The sequence below is a fragment of the Lysinibacillus sp. NPDC096418 genome (genome assembly GCF_044762775.1).
In the GTDB taxonomy this organism is placed as follows: Bacteria; Bacillota; Bacilli; order Bacillales_A; family Planococcaceae; genus Lysinibacillus.
In genome coordinates this window covers 26,548-43,248 of sequence record NZ_JBIWEY010000012.1, presented here as the reverse complement: position 1 = coordinate 43,248, position 16,701 = coordinate 26,548, and the positions used below count along the sequence as shown (strand labels likewise).

13 protein-coding genes are annotated in these 16,701 nt (G+C 36.9%); 9 read left to right on the top strand and 4 right to left on the bottom strand.

The window, feature by feature from the left end:
- Positions 1-4: 4 nt before the first annotated feature.
- From ACIQZG_RS11410 to ACIQZG_RS11400, 3 genes are all read right to left on the bottom strand, one after another.
- A complete protein-coding gene (locus ACIQZG_RS11410; protein ID WP_402755305.1) occupies positions 5-1,270 on the bottom strand; it encodes a glutamate-5-semialdehyde dehydrogenase in 1,266 nt (421 codons plus the stop codon).
- Between the two features lie 11 nt (positions 1,271-1,281).
- Entirely contained in the window at positions 1,282-2,376 is a 1,095-nt protein-coding gene (gene proB / locus ACIQZG_RS11405; RefSeq protein ID WP_402755304.1) for a glutamate 5-kinase, read from the bottom strand.
- A 658-nt stretch (positions 2,377-3,034) separates the two neighbouring features.
- Positions 3,035-3,418 carry a sodium:proton antiporter gene (locus ACIQZG_RS11400; protein ID WP_402755303.1) on the bottom strand — a complete coding sequence of 128 codons (384 nt, stop codon included), beginning with the start codon at positions 3,416-3,418 and terminating at the stop codon, positions 3,035-3,037.
- A gap of 912 nt (positions 3,419-4,330) precedes the next feature.
- On the opposite strand from ACIQZG_RS11400, the gene ACIQZG_RS11395 reads away from it, so the two are divergent.
- Positions 4,331-4,954, top strand: a complete 624-nt coding sequence (locus ACIQZG_RS11395; RefSeq protein ID WP_402755302.1) for a LysE family translocator — start codon at positions 4,331-4,333, stop codon at positions 4,952-4,954.
- Positions 4,955-4,968: 14 nt separating this feature from the next.
- The gene (locus ACIQZG_RS11390) at positions 4,969-5,766 is read left to right on the top strand and encodes a DUF1835 domain-containing protein (RefSeq protein WP_402755301.1); all 798 of its coding nucleotides are present in this window, start codon (positions 4,969-4,971) and stop codon (positions 5,764-5,766) included.
- 56 nt (positions 5,767-5,822) lie between these two features.
- Here ACIQZG_RS11390 and ACIQZG_RS11385 read toward each other — a convergent pair whose 3' ends face one another.
- Entirely contained in the window at positions 5,823-6,710 is an 888-nt protein-coding gene (locus ACIQZG_RS11385; protein WP_402755300.1) for a LysR family transcriptional regulator, read from the bottom strand.
- 295 nt (positions 6,711-7,005) lie between these two features.
- Between ACIQZG_RS11385 and ACIQZG_RS11380 the strand changes: the two genes are divergently transcribed.
- The 7 genes from ACIQZG_RS11380 (at position 7,006) to ACIQZG_RS11350 (ending at position 16,662) form a co-directional block, all read left to right on the top strand.
- The gene (locus ACIQZG_RS11380; protein WP_402755299.1) at positions 7,006-7,758 is read left to right on the top strand and encodes an alpha/beta hydrolase; all 753 of its coding nucleotides are present in this window, start codon (positions 7,006-7,008) and stop codon (positions 7,756-7,758) included.
- A 1,123-nt stretch (positions 7,759-8,881) separates the two neighbouring features.
- The gene (locus ACIQZG_RS11375) at positions 8,882-9,967 is read left to right on the top strand and encodes a lipoprotein YdaJ (RefSeq protein ID WP_402755298.1); all 1,086 of its coding nucleotides are present in this window, start codon (positions 8,882-8,884) and stop codon (positions 9,965-9,967) included.
- Positions 9,951-10,817: a diguanylate cyclase domain-containing protein gene (locus ACIQZG_RS11370; protein ID WP_402755297.1), complete on the top strand. Its 867-nt coding sequence runs from the start codon at positions 9,951-9,953 to the stop codon at positions 10,815-10,817. The genes ACIQZG_RS11375 and ACIQZG_RS11370 overlap by 17 nt, the downstream gene beginning before the upstream one ends.
- Positions 10,807-12,501, top strand: a complete 1,695-nt coding sequence (locus ACIQZG_RS11365; protein WP_402755296.1) for a DUF2334 domain-containing protein — start codon at positions 10,807-10,809, stop codon at positions 12,499-12,501. The genes ACIQZG_RS11370 and ACIQZG_RS11365 overlap by 11 nt, the downstream gene beginning before the upstream one ends.
- A gap of 2 nt (positions 12,502-12,503) precedes the next feature.
- A complete protein-coding gene (locus ACIQZG_RS11360; protein ID WP_402755295.1) occupies positions 12,504-13,769 on the top strand; it encodes a glycosyltransferase family 2 protein in 1,266 nt (421 codons plus the stop codon).
- A 2-nt stretch (positions 13,770-13,771) separates the two neighbouring features.
- Positions 13,772-15,850 carry a cellulose biosynthesis cyclic di-GMP-binding regulatory protein BcsB gene (locus ACIQZG_RS11355; RefSeq protein WP_402755294.1) on the top strand — a complete coding sequence of 693 codons (2,079 nt, stop codon included), beginning with the start codon at positions 13,772-13,774 and terminating at the stop codon, positions 15,848-15,850.
- Positions 15,851-16,029: 179 nt separating this feature from the next.
- Positions 16,030-16,662, top strand: a complete 633-nt coding sequence (locus ACIQZG_RS11350; RefSeq protein WP_402755293.1) for a LysE family translocator — start codon at positions 16,030-16,032, stop codon at positions 16,660-16,662.
- Positions 16,663-16,701 lie beyond the last annotated feature (39 nt).

The following is a 16,701-nucleotide window of genomic DNA, read 5'->3' as shown; positions in this document are numbered from 1 at the left end:
ATTGTTATTCGCGAATTTGACCGTCACCGAGAATATAGTATTTTGTTGATGTTAGAGCGGGTAAGCCCATTGGTCCACGTGCATGTAATTTTTGTGTACTGATGCCGATTTCTGCACCATAACCAAATTCAAAGCCGTCTGTAAAGCGAGTTGAAGCATTATGGTATACAGCAGCCGCATCGACATTGTTTAAAAAGACGTCTGCAATAAGTTGGTCCTCTGTAATAACTGCTTCTGAATGTTTTGTACCGAAACGATTTATATGTTCCACGGCTTCATAGACATTCTCCACGATTTTTACACTGATTTTCAAGTCCAAATACTCTGTAGCATAATCTTCTTCTGTTGCTAGCTCTGCAAAATCGACAGTTTGGCAAACTGTTTCATCACCAATGATTGTAACACCTGAATTATGAATAGCTTGTAAAAGTTTTTCACCATGTTCAGTAAACCAATCTCTTTGAATAAGTAAGCTTTCTGCAGCATTACAAACTGAAGGTCGATGCGTTTTTGCATTGATGACAATCGGTTCTGTTTTTGTATAATCTGCTGCTGCATCAACGTAAATATGGCAGTTCCCAGCACCCGTTTCAAGGACTGGCACAGAAGCTTCGCGTACTACTAAATCAATTAAGGCTTTTCCTCCGCGTGGAATTAACACATCTAAATACTCGTTCAAATGGAATAATTCTTTAGCAGTTTCACGATTTGTATCTTCAATTAATTGGACAGCATCTACAGGTAGGGCTGATTTTTCAAGCGCACGGTGAATACTTGCAACAAGTGCCACGTTTGAAAATTTTGCAGAAGAGCTACCACGTAAAATAACGGCATTACCCGTTTTCAGTGATAATGTTGCTGCATCAATTGTTACGTTTGGGCGTGCTTCGTAGATCATCCCGATTACACCAATTGGTACTAATTTCTTTTCGATTATTAGTCCATTTTCTTTTTCGATACGCTCGATTAATTCTCCAACTGGATCTTTTAAATCTACTAATAGATGAATCGCATCAGCCATTGCTACAATACGGTCTTTGTTTAGCATAATGCGGTCAAGCGTAGATGTTGGCATACCTTGCTCTTGGCCTTTTGCTAAATCTTTTGCATTTTCTTCGATTATATAGTCTTGGTCAAGTACTAATTGTTCTGCAATTTTTGTTAGAGCATCATTTTTTTCAGCTGTCGTTTTAATATTTAACAAATAGCTTGCTGTTTTTGCGAGCTTTCCTTTACGTTGCACTTCACTTTGTGTTGTTATTTGAGTCATGTAGAGTCCTCCTAATTTCTTTGCATTTTCAACCATTTATCACGATGTATAACTTCGATAGGATATTTCGTTAATTCGTCTGTGCGTTTACCCATTGCATTTTCAAGTTCTTGTGATGAATAAAGTACTTCGCCACGTCCAAGTAAACCATTTGTGCTATACACTTCGACCACATCTCCATTTACAAATTCACCTTCGAATTTGTAAATGCCAGCAGGTAATAAACTTTTTCCATTCAATAACAAGGCTGTTTCTGCGCCTTCATCTATATAAATTTTACCAGATATTTCCGTTAGTGCAATCCATTGCTTGTTGTTTGTTAATACGGCTAAGTCGTCATGCTCGACATACGTACCGTCACCATGTCCTTCAACAATGTCTATAAGCTTATTGGCACCTGTTCCATTCCCGATAAACACTTTCACACCTGCATTTAAGGCCGCTCTAGCTGCTAAAAGCTTCGATTCCATGCCACCTGTGCCTACTTTAGAGCCAGCACCGTCTGCAAAGCCAAGCATTTCTTCTGTTACTTCTGTTAAACGATCAATGCGTTTTGCTTCAGGGTTTTTATTTGGATTGGCATCATATAAGCCGTTAATATCTGTTAAAATAATCAGTTGGTCTGCATGTACTAAGCCACTTACTAGAGCCGACAGCATATCATTATCGCCAAATGTTAATTCACTAACAGAAACCGTATCGTTCTCGTTAATAATTGGTAGCATCGAACGCTCTAAAAGCACTTCAAATGTGGCATAGGCATTTTTGTAGCGTTCCTTTTTCGAGAAATCGGTACGTGTCAGTAAAATTTGTGCCGGAAGAATATCATAAATGCTAAATAGTGCATGGTATGTTTGGATAAGTAAACTTTGCCCAACAGCTGCTGCAGCTTGCTTGCCTTTAACAGTGACGGGGCGGGAAGGGTAACCTAGCTGTTTAAAACCTGCTGCAACTGCACCTGATGATACGAGTAGTACTTCATGTCCGTATTTTTTTAGTTCCGCAATGGCTTGCACATGATCCATTAAACGGACTTTATCGATTTCCCCTTTAGCGTTTGTTAAAGAGCTACTGCCGATTTTAACGACGATTCTTTTTCTTTCCATTACCTATTCCTCCAGTTCGCCTACGTCGTGTTGTTTTCTACAATCAATTACGCCTCGGCGTAATTGCGTCCAGATTTTAAATTGTGCTTAGGCCTGCACGATGCAGGTCAGTTAGCCGTTGTCGCATGGATGCGACGTCCTTAGGCTAACATCCTAAATTCACTCCTTTCAAAATCTGTGACATCTGCCAGAGGCTTTGTCTTCATTCAGTGGGCGTTTGCTGCTGTCGCTTCGCTTTTGCGCACAAAACATCTGGACACCCACAGAAAAAGGACTAAAACCACATTCATCTCGCCACCTATAGAGGTGGGAGTTTTCCGCTGAATGAAGATAAAAAAAACCTTCTCATCCTAATAAATTAGGACGAAAAGGTTTGCTTCCCGTGGTACCACCTAGCTTGAATGTTCGTGAACATTCCACTTTCCTCATAACGCTTGAGACTGCGCCTAGTTTTGCTAGGACGTTTAGCGAAGTAGGTTCGTTAGTCTTTCTTGTACAATGTCTTTCAGCCGGTGAACATTGCTCTCTAACCAATTAGTGTCTAAGTACTATTCTTCGTGCGTTTTTTTAGATATGAATTGTCTAAAGAATGCACTAATTTAGCGAATCTGTCAAGTAATATAGTGAAGTTGGTAGAAAGTTTAGAATAATTGAAGTCTTATTTAACCCACCATATCACAAAGAGAAGCGGGAGCATAACTAATAGCATGACGAAAAAGCTCCATAGAATTTGCTTAGGTGTCGTCATATTTTTTGGCTTAATGCTATGTTGTTCGTAAAGATCATTAATCGCCTTTTGTTCCTTTGTGTAAAGCATTGTTTGAAACTCGTCGTAATCCTGGATATAAGAGGACGGTAAACGTGGACTAAAACGCAGTTTACGAATATCATCGGTAATTTCTTTTTCATTAATCCAATAGCTGATAACGGGTGCTAATCCTGACGAATTGGTTGCTTTTACCTGAATATCATGGGTACACATTGTGTAATAAACATCGCCATTTTCATCGATATGCTCTTTGACAATATCACTAACTGCCATACAATCACTCCTCCCAAACAATAATGATTCGGTATAATTTGTTATTACATTTTAGTGAAGAAACGTTATAATGTTTAGAATTCCCAATAGATTTTTAAATTACTCATGAATGTGTAAATGTGGATGCAGTTCCCTGGATGGAAGTATTAGATGTCAAACCTAGCGAGCGGTCGCTCAACAATGGAGCAGAGTCGCTCAAGTGTGTAGCAGATACACTCAACATTGGAGGAAAGTCGCTCAAGTTTGGCAAAGATTCGCTCAACATTGGAGCAAAGTCGCTCAAGTGTGGCACAGGTACGCTCGACATTGGATTAGAGTCACTCAAGTGTGTCGCAGGTACGCTCAACATTGGAGTAAGGTCGCTCAAGTGTGGCACAGGTTCGCTCAACATTGGAACAAGGTCGCTCTAGTTTGGCAAAGAGTCGCTCAACAATGGATCAGAGTCGCTCAAGTGTGTCGCAGGTACGCTCAACATTGGAGTAAGGTCGCTCAAGTGTGGCACAGGTTCGCTCAACATTGGAGCAAGGTTGCTCTAATTTGGTAAAGAGTCGCTCAACTATGGAGCAGAGTCGCTCAAGTGTGGCACAAGTTCGCTCAACATTGGATTAGAGTCACTCAAGTGTGTCGCAGGTACGCTCGACATTGACCCAGAGACCCTCCTTCCGACAGTAACTTAGCTTAGTCGGTCACTCTTGAGAAATATTCAAATTAATATTAGATGTGCATCCATTATAATGCATTTAAGGTGGAAAGTATTGTCTAATTAAGCGTTTTACAGAATATATTTTTTACTTAAAGTTACGAATAAAGTCATAAAATTATGACAAAAAGAGGATGGAACGTATAGTATAATTAAAATATATACATTGTAAGAATGATAGCTTTCTTATTAAATAGAAAGAAGGGACACTGTTGGAAATATCAACGTTAATGGCCTTTTTAGGGGCTGCAATTATATTAACATTAATGCCAGGACCGGATAATTTGTTTGTGCTCGCTCAAAGTATTGCACAGGACAAAAAGGCAGGTATTGTAACATCCTTGGGCTTATGTACGGGATTACTGGTACATATATCAGCAGCGGTCCTTGGTATTTCGGCAATAATATATCAATCAACGGTTGTTTTTTCAATCGTTAAATTTGCAGGAGCAGCTTATTTGTTGTATTTAGCATGGCAATCGTTCCGAGCAAAGGGAGATCCATTTACTCTAAATCAACAAAATACACAAGCTTATGTTGCTCTTTATAAAAAGGGAATCTTGATGAATGTTTTAAATCCTAAGGTATCATTATTTTTCTTAGCACTATTACCACAGTTTATAAATCCGGTACAGGGCCATATTGCTCTACAAATGTTCATACTGGGTATCGTTTTTCTAGTACAAGCATTAGTGCTATTTTCATTGATTAGTATTTTTGCTGGGAAGGTTCGAACATTCATTATTGGCAAGCCTGCTATTGCTAAGCGTTTAAATACGATCCAGGGTGTATTGTTCACATTTATTGGGATCCAAATTGCACTTAGTAAACAATAAAAGGGGGAAATTTCATGGCAATTTTACATATTACCTTTAGCTTATCGACTCAGGGGTCACTCAAACAAGCAATACGACAAAAAAAATTACAACGAGAAGAATCGGTGATTTGTGTCAATGATATTTTCTCGATAGGACCACTGGCTAACCTAGAAGAACGACAAAAGTGGTTACATACACATATCCTTAAAGATGAAGACGAGCGCGAATTGGTTGAGGATATGCAAAAGGATTGGCAGAATAAAATAAAGGGTGTTCCTTGTGATGTCGATATATGGATTTGGTATAGTCAAAATGCACATGAAGAAATTGGTTTGCGTTTTGTGATGAGTGAGTTTTCAAATAAATGTAGCATGGTGTTTGGTATTGATGCTACAGAGAACTTAAAACGTTTACAGCCGAACTCTACGATTCGTCACACTGGTGAGTTACCAGCAAATTCTTTAATGAAGCTGCGTGCTGATGCAAAGCGTTTTTCTGTCGAAGAGGAACAAAGACTATCAAAAGAATGGCATGCTTTACAGCAAAATCCTAGTACACTTCGTATTTGGGAAAATGGAATAGCCCATGTCGAGGAAAATACATTTGATGAAGTTATTATAGACGGTGCAAAACGTGTACATGAATCTGAAGGATATGAGTGGCTATTGCCAGCTCGTGTGATCGGTGAAGCAGTTGGGCATTTAGATGACTATGTAGGGGATGCGTTTATTGAAAAACGTATTTTTGCCCTAGCAACGCAAGGTGAATTTGAAATTGATGGTGAAACTACTGATATGTACTCATATAAAGTAAAATATATTGGACAATAAAATAAACGGGTTATCTTCATAATGGAGATAGCCCGTTTTTTTGTACATACAAGTTATTAACGCTTTTGCTCTTCATAAAAATCGAAAATGAATTGTTGGAATTGCCTTGCAGAAGGCGGGAGGTAACGGTTTTCTATCCAGGCCATACCGATGATGCGTTCGCATACCATATCCTCTACATGAATTTTCACGATTTTTGTTGGATTTAGATTTTCATCATCTGGTAGAAGTGAAACACCAAGACCAGCCCCGACAAAGCCTGTCACTGTAGCTACCTCATCACCTTCAAACGTGATTCTTGGTTTAATGCCAGCAGCAGATAATAATTTATCTGCAGTTCGACGTAGTGTGTAGCCCTTCTTCATTAGGACAAAATTTTCATTTTCAAGTTCTTTCATTTTAATGCTTGTCCGATTTGCTAAATGATGATCGACTGGGACCATGATGTATAGTTCATCTCGCCATAGCTCTTTCCAACAGACAGGTGGTTCTGTTTCAATTGCAGAAAGTAAACATAAATCAAGCTCTCCCGCAATTAATTGTTTGAGCTGAGAGTGAGAATAGTTTTGTGTAAAGTGAAAACGAATATGGGGGTGATGTTGACGAAATGCACGAATTAAATCGGGCACAATACTCGTACCAAGAGTATGTAAAAAACCGAGTGACACGTCACCTAGCTCAGGGTTATTCAATTCTTGTAATTCTATGACGGCTTTTTCATATTCCTTACGCATACGTTGTACACGATACAAAAATAGTTCACCGTATCGATTAAGCATAATTGAACGTCCTTGGCGATCAAATAATGGGACACCTAATTCTTCCTCTAATTTAGAAATTGAACGGCTAAGCGCAGGTTGTGAAATTGCTAGTACTTCTGCAGCACGTGTCATATGTTCAAGCTTTGCCACGGCTACAAAATATTCTAATTGTTGCCATTCCATTTTTGGTCACCTCCGGCAATTTTTTGAGTTACTTGCATTATAACGTAAAAACTTAGGAAGTATAGGTGACAATATGGAGAAATATAATACTTCTGAGAAGTAAGCTTTCATAAGGGAATAACAGCTTTTGGTACTGTTAACAACTACTTTATTTTCTGCCTATAAACTTCACATCATTAATGCATAATATGCATCATAACGATAAAAACTATAAATTGTACATTATGAATAAAGGGTGATAAGATAGACACATAAAATACACAAATACGAATTTCCGTAAAGGGGATATTACAAAATGAAGTTATCAAAACCGCAACCTTTAACGATTGAGGGGGGCGAAAAAGCCGTACTATTACTGCATGGATTTACTGGTAGCACAAAAGATGTAAAAAAGCTAGGAGAATTTTTAGCCGAACGTGGTTATACAGTTCATGCACCAATTTATAGTGGGCATGGTGTGGAACCAGAAGCATTACTTGAAACAAGACCAGAAGACTGGTGGAACGATGTTGTGGAAGGCTATCATTTCTTAGAAAATAAAGGGCACAAAGAAATTGCTGTTGTAGGCATTTCACTTGGTGGTGTGTTCTCATTAAAAGTAGCAGAACAATTCCCAGTAAAAGCAGTTGTTTCAATGTGCGCACCGATTTCACGTGATAACTCAAAAGGATTATTTACGCGTCTATACCATTATGCGCGCCTTTACAAGCATTTTGAAAACAAATCAAAAGATCAAATTATTTCTGAATTACACGAATTACGTATTACGCCAAAAGATTCACTTGATGGTGTTACACGTTTAACAACTGAAACACGTGAAGAATTACAATCGATTAAAGCACCAACACTAATCATGCAAGGTTTACTTGATGATAAGCTATATCAAGAAAGCGCACCTTTCATTCTAAACACTGTAGATACGGATGATAAAGAAATCATCTGGTATGAAAACTCTGGACATATTATTACACTAGACAAAGAACGCCACAAAGTTTATGAAGATGTTTACAAATTCTTAGATCATGTTGAATGGTCAGTGGCTAATTAAATGCTAATATACGTATGATTCTGATAATTTAAAAAGGCGCTGTAAAGGGGGAACCCTATGCAGTGCCTTTTTCATTTAGTAGCTTCAATATTCGTTTCAAATTGACGTCCAATATCGTTGTGGAATCTTGAATTTTCATGAATAGCCCCGCCGCTGTATTGTACGTGTGTCCGTTTTTTATTCACTATTTCTCGCTCCACTGTATAGCGATTTTGGCTAAATACCTAAATGCTTCCGTGTTTTGAAATGCCTCCTGCTCGGTATGTGTATCTAATTTAATTGTGACAGCGTGTGTTTTATTTGTTGTACCTTCTTTGTAACAGCCCTATTTCATTTGGCAGACCTTACATTTTTCTATATCAAAATAATAGGTATGACTTTGATTCTTTCTCATTCATTTCTTGCTCTTTGAATAATCACTAGTATTAACTTTGTGAATGGTGACATTTTGTTCGTTTTTATGTATCCGATATTTCCCTTTTTAGAATAGGCTGTCTTTTTTTATCAATTCTTAAGGATATTTTTCATTATTTTGTTCGTCAGGGTGATGATAGTTCCGCACTTCGTCCGATGTCTAGACATTATTTTGTTATAACCTCTTCTAAAATGAATGAAAAATCAACCAGTTCATCGATTTGATGAAGCATATTAACTTTTTGCACAATGAAATCGTGAATGGCTATGAATGGACATATATTGAGCATTTTTTAGGGAGCGCTATCTACCTATTAGTCTCTTTTGGGTGTATGATAAAAGGAGGGGGTCGGTGATTCAATCGGTCAATAACTCGAAAAGTTAGGCTAAATGACTTATTGGTGCCCTCTGGATTGAGAAGAAAGAATTAGATTTTTATTCATTTATGCTACCCGGGAGACGATGAAGAAATTGTAGCATTTTCAAATTTCGAATCGCCTGTATAAAGAAGTACATACACAATAATAACAAAAATAATTTACAAAATATTACTTTAATACTATATTTTATAGTGCCTATAAACTGTAGTAAAAGTGTACTTTATTAAGGGAAAACAGTATGCTATTTTGATAGCGTGCTGACTGAAATGAAATTCTACCCGGTGTTTAAGTAAAATATAGTGATTGGATAAGAGAAAAGGGGAAAGTTAATGAAATTGTTTAGCAAATGGGCAATTGGTTTTGTTACATTCATAATTTGTATGTATATCCTAATTGGGTGTCAGCGTGATAAGTATGTGCTGTCTATCTACCAAGACCTCTTGCCAACACAACAATTCATTCAGGAACATCTATTGAAAAATGGTTGGGTACAAACGGATTTAACGGAGCGAGCTGATGAATATTTATCTGAATCGATCGGTCTTTGGATGGAATTTTTAGTAGAACAAAATGATCCAATCCATTTTAAAAAGCAAGTACAGATGTTGGAAGAACATTTTTTAACTAAGGATCGTACTGTTTCCTGGCTTATTTTAAATGATGAAAAGTCGACTGTAAATGCATTAATCGATGATTTACGTATCATGCTTGCATTGTATAATGGAGCAGTTCTTTGGGAGGAACAGGGCTATGAAAAGCTTGCGGATGACATGGCATCTGCACTAGTTAAGACGAATCTAGTGGAAGGAATACTCGTAGATTACTATGATGTAGCAACAGCAAGTCAGGCAGATTTCGTGACAATATCTTATATTATCCCAGAAGCGTATGACATGTTATTCGAAAAAGGCTTTATTACAAAAAGTCAGTATACAGAGAATAAAAATATTGTTGCGAATGCCCCGCTTTCAAAAGATGGCTTTTTTCCACAACGATATGTCGTCACGACAAAAAGCTATCAATATGACGCAGAGATTAATTTAATTGATCAATATTATATCGGTTATCATCGTGCGAAGTGGGGCTATGACGTACAATCATTGGTCACGTTAACGAAAGAAGCAATGGCATCAGAAGGTAAGATTTACGGGCGTATTAACCCAAAAACGAAGGCGCCGACTGTAGAGTATGAAGCTGCAGCTGTTTATGCACTGGCTACTTTGATGATGTTAGAGCTTGAGGAAAATGAACTTGCACAGCAATTATTTCAACAATTAATTACGATGCGCATTAGTGATTCGAAAAGTGTGTATTATGGCGGCTATATCGTTGTTGATGGTCTTTATACACATATGTTTGATAATATCTTATCGTTGCTTGCTGAAAGGAGGGGGAAAGATGCGGGCATTTTTTAAGTCAGTATATTTCATTTATATTCAAATTATGATTCTTCTAGGTACTTTAAGTTCATTTGTTTTGTTTTTTGAAAGTACATCATCTATGAATTTATTGCTTGCTCTTTTATTGTTTATCATTATTGGCTTGTCGTTATTTAATGGGACATTAAATGGATTAGTTGCAAGCTTATTACTTCTCTTTTTAATGGGGACCACTTTACTAATTATGTCGGTTAAAAAAACGACATTTAATAGTTTTCAATTTCAAATGCTTTCAATCGAACAATTTGTCGTATTTGGCCTCGTATTAATCATGAGTGTAATTATAGCGGGGGCAATCCAGGAACGAGTTCGAGAAGTGATGAATGATCGGGAACGACTGCGCTACGAGGTAGAACAGTTTGTCTCAATCGATACTGAAACGTCATTCGATAATCTTAAACGGATGAAACTAGAAATTAATCGAGAAATGAGTCGTGTCAATCGACATGGAGGAAGTTTCTCGCTGTTAATGGTCGAACTGGATCATTACAGAGAGTTCAATCAGGCATATGGCTCTAAAGAAATGCAACATTTGCTTTTGACTATTGGTCAGAAGGCGAATGATTTGTTAAGAACTACCGACCGTAAGTTTCGTTATCTCGACAATCGCTTTGCTTTCTTATTAACGGAAACGCCAAAAGCGCATGTCGAAATAATTATTGAGAAACTTGCCGCACAATTACAAACACATCAGCTGACAAACGGTAAGACTGTAACACTTTCATTTCATATTAGTTTTAATGAATATGATTCGCTAAAAAAACAGCAATCCTACGAACAATTTATCGAGGAGCTAGAGAGTGAGATTATGTTTTATGAGATGTAAATTCATTCTATTGTTCACAGTATTGTTTACCGCTACTTTTTCGATGAATGTTGATGCGAACATGCAAAATTTAGATGAACGTCGTGTACTTATTGTTTATACCAACCAAGATGAAAACGCGATTGCGAATGTTCACCTAATCCAGGCAACGATGAGTGGATTATTTCAGCAGACGGAATTTATTCATGTAGAACAATTAAAACAATCTGATTTAAACGAGGCAGATATTGTTGTTGTTTATGCGAAAACGGATGAAAAAGTTCCCGATCTTGCGATTAAAATGCTCTCAAACTATCCAAAGGAATTAGTAGTTATAGGAGAATTCGCTGAATTTTTAGAGCAGTTTAATGACTGGACATTTTTAAATTATATTTCCATTCGTTTTATCGAAAATCAGCAATTAAAATATAAAAAAGTTATTAGAGAAATCCAAGTGGATAATCAAACAGACGTTCTTTTAGAAGGAATGCAGTATGATAAAACGTATCCACTTATTATGAAGAAAGGCAATGTTTCCTATATTAATTTAACTAATTTATATGGGGAAGAACGCTTTATATTTACTACTTTTTTATATGATTTATTAGAAATTGAAAAGCCAGAAGTCCATTATGCTTACATTCGTTTAGAGGATATTTCACCAGTTACGGATCCCAAATTACTGCAGCAGGCCGGTGATTATTTATTGGATCATGGTATTCCTGTGTATCTGGCCGTCATACCGGTATATGTGAATAACGAAACAGGGAAAACGATGATGATTCGTGATATCCCAGAGTTAAAAGCGGTCATTGATAATTTGGTGGAACGCGGAGCTTACATCATCGCACACGGCTATACACATACGTATCGCTATACAGAGACAGGGGAAGGATTTGAATTTTGGGATTCTGTACTGAATCAACCGATAACTACAGTGAGTCCACTGGACGAGCCTACACTGCTAGAAAAAGTATATCAATTTAGTAGTAAAGAAGCGTATGATGCCTATTTAGCACCTTATAAGGCAATCGAAACAGAGTATTTGAACGATAAATTAACAAGATCCATTCATAGTTTAATCGAGTTAGGTTATAGTCCTATTGCCTTTGAAGCGCCCCATTATACAATGAGTACGAATGGTTATAAAATAGCTTCTAGTTATTTTTCAAGTATATTTGGGCAAATTCAGCTATCTGATACGAATTGGGAAGTTATGACTAGTCCATTATTAATGAGTCGACCGACACTTTTGAACGGAATGATGCTCTACCCAGAAACAGTTGGATACGTTGATCCATTACTAGATGATCCTATTTCAGAGATCGAGAAGAACATTGCACGTGTGATTGATGTGCCAGGTTCCATGATTGGAGGATTCTATCATCCCTATTTAGGAATCGATTATCTAAAAGAGATGGTAGCCCTGTATGAAGCGGTACCGAATTTAAAATGGTTAGACGTAAAAAATGCACCATTAGTGGTGAATACCGATAAAGTGAGCGTAACAACCGAGAACGGTGAAGTAATTACACAATCTACATTGTCATATAAGGACGACTTACGAGCGATGGCAAAAGAACGTCCGCTCGAAATTGTGTTATGGCTTATCGTTGGATTAACTTCAATCTTTGTTGGGATTTTTATGTTGAATATATTCCTTTTACGTCTACGCTATCGAAAAAGGTTATTTGAGGAGCGATAGTAATGGCAAATATATTATTTTATATTTCTTTGTTTTTAATTTGGTTAATGTTACTGTATCACATGTTTTTAGCGCAGGGTGGCTATTTGCATTTCAAAAAATTTAGCAAAGTGATTCCAGAGTGGGAAAAGAAGATGGAAGGGGATTTACCTTTTGTCAGTATTTTTATTCCGGCACATAATGAAGCTGTAGTTATTGCGCAAACATTAAAGGCAATGGTGCGTCTGACGTATCCAAAAGATTGTTTAGAAGTCATTTTGATTTGTGATAATTGCAGCGATAACACGAAGGAAATTGGCGAAAGTTTTGCTAAAGATTATCCATTTATAAAAATCATTGAAACGGAAGGTCCATATAAAGGGAGAGGTAAATCAACTGCTCTCAATTATGCACTTTTGCATTGTAAAGGCGAAATAATTGCAGTATACGATGCTGATAATACACCAGAAAAAAAAGCAGTCTGGTATTTAGTCATGGGTTTACTGAATGATTCGAAAGCTGCTGCAATGGTGGGTAAATTCCGTGTTATTAACGCGACAAAAACATGGTTAACGCATTTCATAAATATCGAAACGATTTGCTTCCAGTGGATGGCTCAGGCAGGTCGCTGGAATTGGTTTGGTATTGCGACTATACCAGGCACGAATTTTGCTATCCGCCGCGAAATTATTGAAGAATTAGGTGGCTGGGACGAATCAGCGATGGCGGAAGATACCGAACTAACGATTCGTGTTTATAATCTCGGCTATCATATTCGCTTTTTCCCAGCGGCGATTACTTGGGAGCAGGAGCCTGAGGTGTTAGGTGTATGGTGGCGCCAACGTACGAGATGGGCACGAGGCAATCAATATGTAGTATTAAAGTTTTTAGGTAAATTATTTTCAATGAAGCAGAAGCGTATTATGTTTGATATTTTTTACTTTTTCTTTACGTATTTCCTATTTTTCTTCGGTGTAATCATTTCAAACGGGATATTTATCGTCAACTTCTTCGTTGATTTGAATTTATCCATTGGGAATGTAGCTGTCGTTTTATGGGGACTTGCGTTTTTACTATTTTTAACAGAAGTTATGATTGCACTTAGCATCGAAAAAGATCAGTTAACGTTTAAAAATATACTTTATGTTATAGCGATGTATTTTACGTATTCACAAATGTGGATTTTACTCGTAATTTATTCTCTATTTTTAGAAATCAAACGCGTCATTTTCAAAGAGGAACATAAATGGTATAAAACAGAACGTTTCACAATAAAGGGAGGGAAATGATCTTGCATAAAAGGCTATTCGTATTATTTAGTATGATTCTATTTATTTTAGTCATCGGTAGTGAAACAGGACATGCACAAGCAATATCCATTGACTTGCCGATAAAACCAGCAATCACACAGAAGAAAGTGCCATTAACAAATGAAACAATTCATTTGGAAGGACCGAATTCTGAAACGAGCTTTTACTATGAGCTATCATCTGATTTAGAACCAGGAGATTATTATGCACAGTTTAATATTAACCATTCGAGTGTATTAATTGAACCATCTGCATTGACGGTGAAAATCGATGGTGAGCCGATTCAATCGATTTCACTTGCAAATAAAACGTCTGAATTTAAAGTGAATTTACCGAAAAAGGCGTTAAAGGCAGGCCTCCATAATATTAGCCTTAACTTTACAGGATATTTGAAGGAAGGGATTTGTGTTCCACAAGAATCGTCAAGTAATTGGGTAACGGTACAAATCAATTCATTTTTAAATATTGAGGGTATTACTTCAACAGTAGCGCAAACATTAACGAGCTATCCTGAATTATTTTCAGGTACAGAGACAGATGGTATTCAAGTCGTTGTGCCACAAAAAGCATCAACAGAAACATTGAATGCTGCATTACAAGTAGCAAATTATTTATCTAAAAATTCGGCTGAAAATTCCATACATGTCGTAAAGGAGCAAGAGGTAAGCTCATTAACAAATCATGTCGTTTTAATTGGCTTACAACAGGAGTTTTCATCAAATTGGGCAAAAACGATTGTCACAAAAAATGAGCCACCAGAAAAAGGGCTACAAATCTCCCAAATGGAAGTTGTGAATGGGGATGCAGCTGTACATGCATTACTTGTAACTGCGAGAAACGCTGGGGATCTTGATAAAATTGTCGTTTTAACAAAACCATCATTAGTTCAACAATTAACTGGGAAAAAGTTAGTTATTGAGCAAATGCCTGAAGTGAAAGCTCAGGAAGATTCAAATAAAGTGACGTTTAAACAGATTGGTATGATAAACTTCACACTGGATGATATGCAAAGTTTAACAAATACGTATTTTTATTATTTACCAGTAAATAAACATGATATTACCGACCCATCGATTGAATTACATTTAAAATATTCGGATACTATTACTTCATATGATGAGCTAATAGAGCGATCGGATAGCGCGAGTGTTTTAGAAGGAAAAGTGGAATTGAATGTGTATTTAAATGATGTTCCACACGCAATCGATATGCAATCGATTCAACGGAAAGAGAATGGTGATGCTTATGTCACAATTCCATTTAATCCGGATATTTTAAAGGACTCTCAGGTGCTATCAATTAAAGTAGCGGCGAATGGACTCATGATGCAAAATCCATGTGTAGCGACAGATCAGAAAAAATGGATCTACCTTTATGATGATAGTGAATTAAGATTGCCAATGTCGACTACAAAATCGTCCAAATCACTTTCATTCAGTCAGTTCCCGTTCCCGTTTGCCAAACTTGATAAGAAATTGATTGTTGTTGTACCAGATTCAGGTGAAGTGTCAGAGGACGAGCTTTTACGCCTATACGGTGCACTAACGACGAATAATGACCTTCCGCCGATCTCAATTGTAAAATCGAATGAAGTGAAAGAGGATGATTTAAAGAAAGGAAACGTTATTTTCGTAGGTGGTCCTTCGATTCATCCATTATTAGAAAAAGTGGACAAATCTCTTGTGAAATATAAGAACGGGGTTGCCCAGTTAAATGAACATGGTTTCATAAATACAACGACGGCAATGTTTACATTTGTACAACCGAACTATTGGAATAATGATTATGCATTGCTTGTATTTGATAAAATGAGTGATGCAACGAGCTATTTACCGAAAGAGTTGCTGAGTTTTTTACGAGATACTGACGTGACATCGAATGTCATTGTGCAAATGAATACCGACCAAATTTTCACGAACGAACAATCGGTAGATGGAAAAGAATTAAAAGAAGTAGCTGAAATAGAAGGAGAAAATAACTATTATTGGTGGATAATTGCATTCGTTGGATTAATAGCAATTCTTGTCCTATTAATAGTCTTCTTTAAACGAAAAAAATAGAGTCATAGAGGATAAATCCATCACTTCAACTTTTGTTAAAGTGATGGATTCATTGATTATGGAGAGCGTTCTGATAAGGTCACAACAACAATATGAGTGGTGGTTTGGACTGGTTTTTTGTCAGATTATTCTCGCAAATAAGTTAAAATAAATGAAGTTTTGTTACAGGGGATGATGGAATGCAAGAGATTTGGATGTTTACTGCGGTGGCACTGATGATTGTAATGGTGCCTGGCGTAGATTCTCTACTTGTTTTAAAAAATACCGTGGTGCATGGGAAAAAGGCGGGGTTCTTTACAATGATGGGCATTGTTGTTGCGCTCTTTGTTTGGACAACGCTTGCAGTACTTGGGCTTGCTACAATCATTTCAAAATCAATGATTGTTTTCTTAGCAATTAAATATACAGGAGCTGCCTATTTAGTGTATTTAGGTATTCAATCATGGCGAGCAAAGTCTCAAAATATGAAGCTACAAGAAGCGGCAACATCGAAGAGCAATTCTATTAAAAATGTTTCGCTAAGCTGTATGACGCAGGGGATTACAACGGATTTACTAAACCCTAAAACGTTATTATTATATGTGACATTAATGCCGCAATTTATTCAACCAGATTTTAATGTCAATTCTCAATTAGTTTTATTAGCGGGTATTTTGATTTTCCTATCGATTATATGGCTTGGTATTGTCATTCTAATTATTAACGGAATTCGAAAATGGTTTATGATACCGACAGTACAAGGCGTATTTAATATAATTACAGGTGTTTTGTTAGTAGGCATCGGTATTCGAATTGCGACAGAGAAAATGTAAAACTGAACAATACATAAATGCACGCACAGGATTCATTCC

Coding starts and splice junctions, on each gene's coding strand:
- ACIQZG_RS11360 (WP_402755295.1), top strand. CDS start 12,504: ATGGCAAATATATTATTTTATATTTCTTTGTTTTTAATTTGGTTAATG.
- ACIQZG_RS11380 (WP_402755299.1), top strand. CDS start 7,006: ATGAAGTTATCAAAACCGCAACCTTTAACGATTGAGGGGGGCGAAAAA.
- proB (WP_402755304.1), bottom strand. CDS start 2,376: ATGGAAAGAAAAAGAATCGTCGTTAAAATCGGCAGTAGCTCTTTAACA.
- ACIQZG_RS11410 (WP_402755305.1), bottom strand. CDS start 1,270: ATGACTCAAATAACAACACAAAGTGAAGTGCAACGTAAAGGAAAGCTC.
- ACIQZG_RS11370 (WP_402755297.1), top strand. CDS start 9,951: ATGCGGGCATTTTTTAAGTCAGTATATTTCATTTATATTCAAATTATG.
- ACIQZG_RS11375 (WP_402755298.1), top strand. CDS start 8,882: ATGAAATTGTTTAGCAAATGGGCAATTGGTTTTGTTACATTCATAATT.
- ACIQZG_RS11350 (WP_402755293.1), top strand. CDS start 16,030: ATGCAAGAGATTTGGATGTTTACTGCGGTGGCACTGATGATTGTAATG.
- ACIQZG_RS11390 (WP_402755301.1), top strand. CDS start 4,969: ATGGCAATTTTACATATTACCTTTAGCTTATCGACTCAGGGGTCACTC.
- ACIQZG_RS11385 (WP_402755300.1), bottom strand. CDS start 6,710: ATGGAATGGCAACAATTAGAATATTTTGTAGCCGTGGCAAAGCTTGAA.
- ACIQZG_RS11400 (WP_402755303.1), bottom strand. CDS start 3,418: ATGGCAGTTAGTGATATTGTCAAAGAGCATATCGATGAAAATGGCGAT.
- ACIQZG_RS11365 (WP_402755296.1), top strand. CDS start 10,807: ATGAGATGTAAATTCATTCTATTGTTCACAGTATTGTTTACCGCTACT.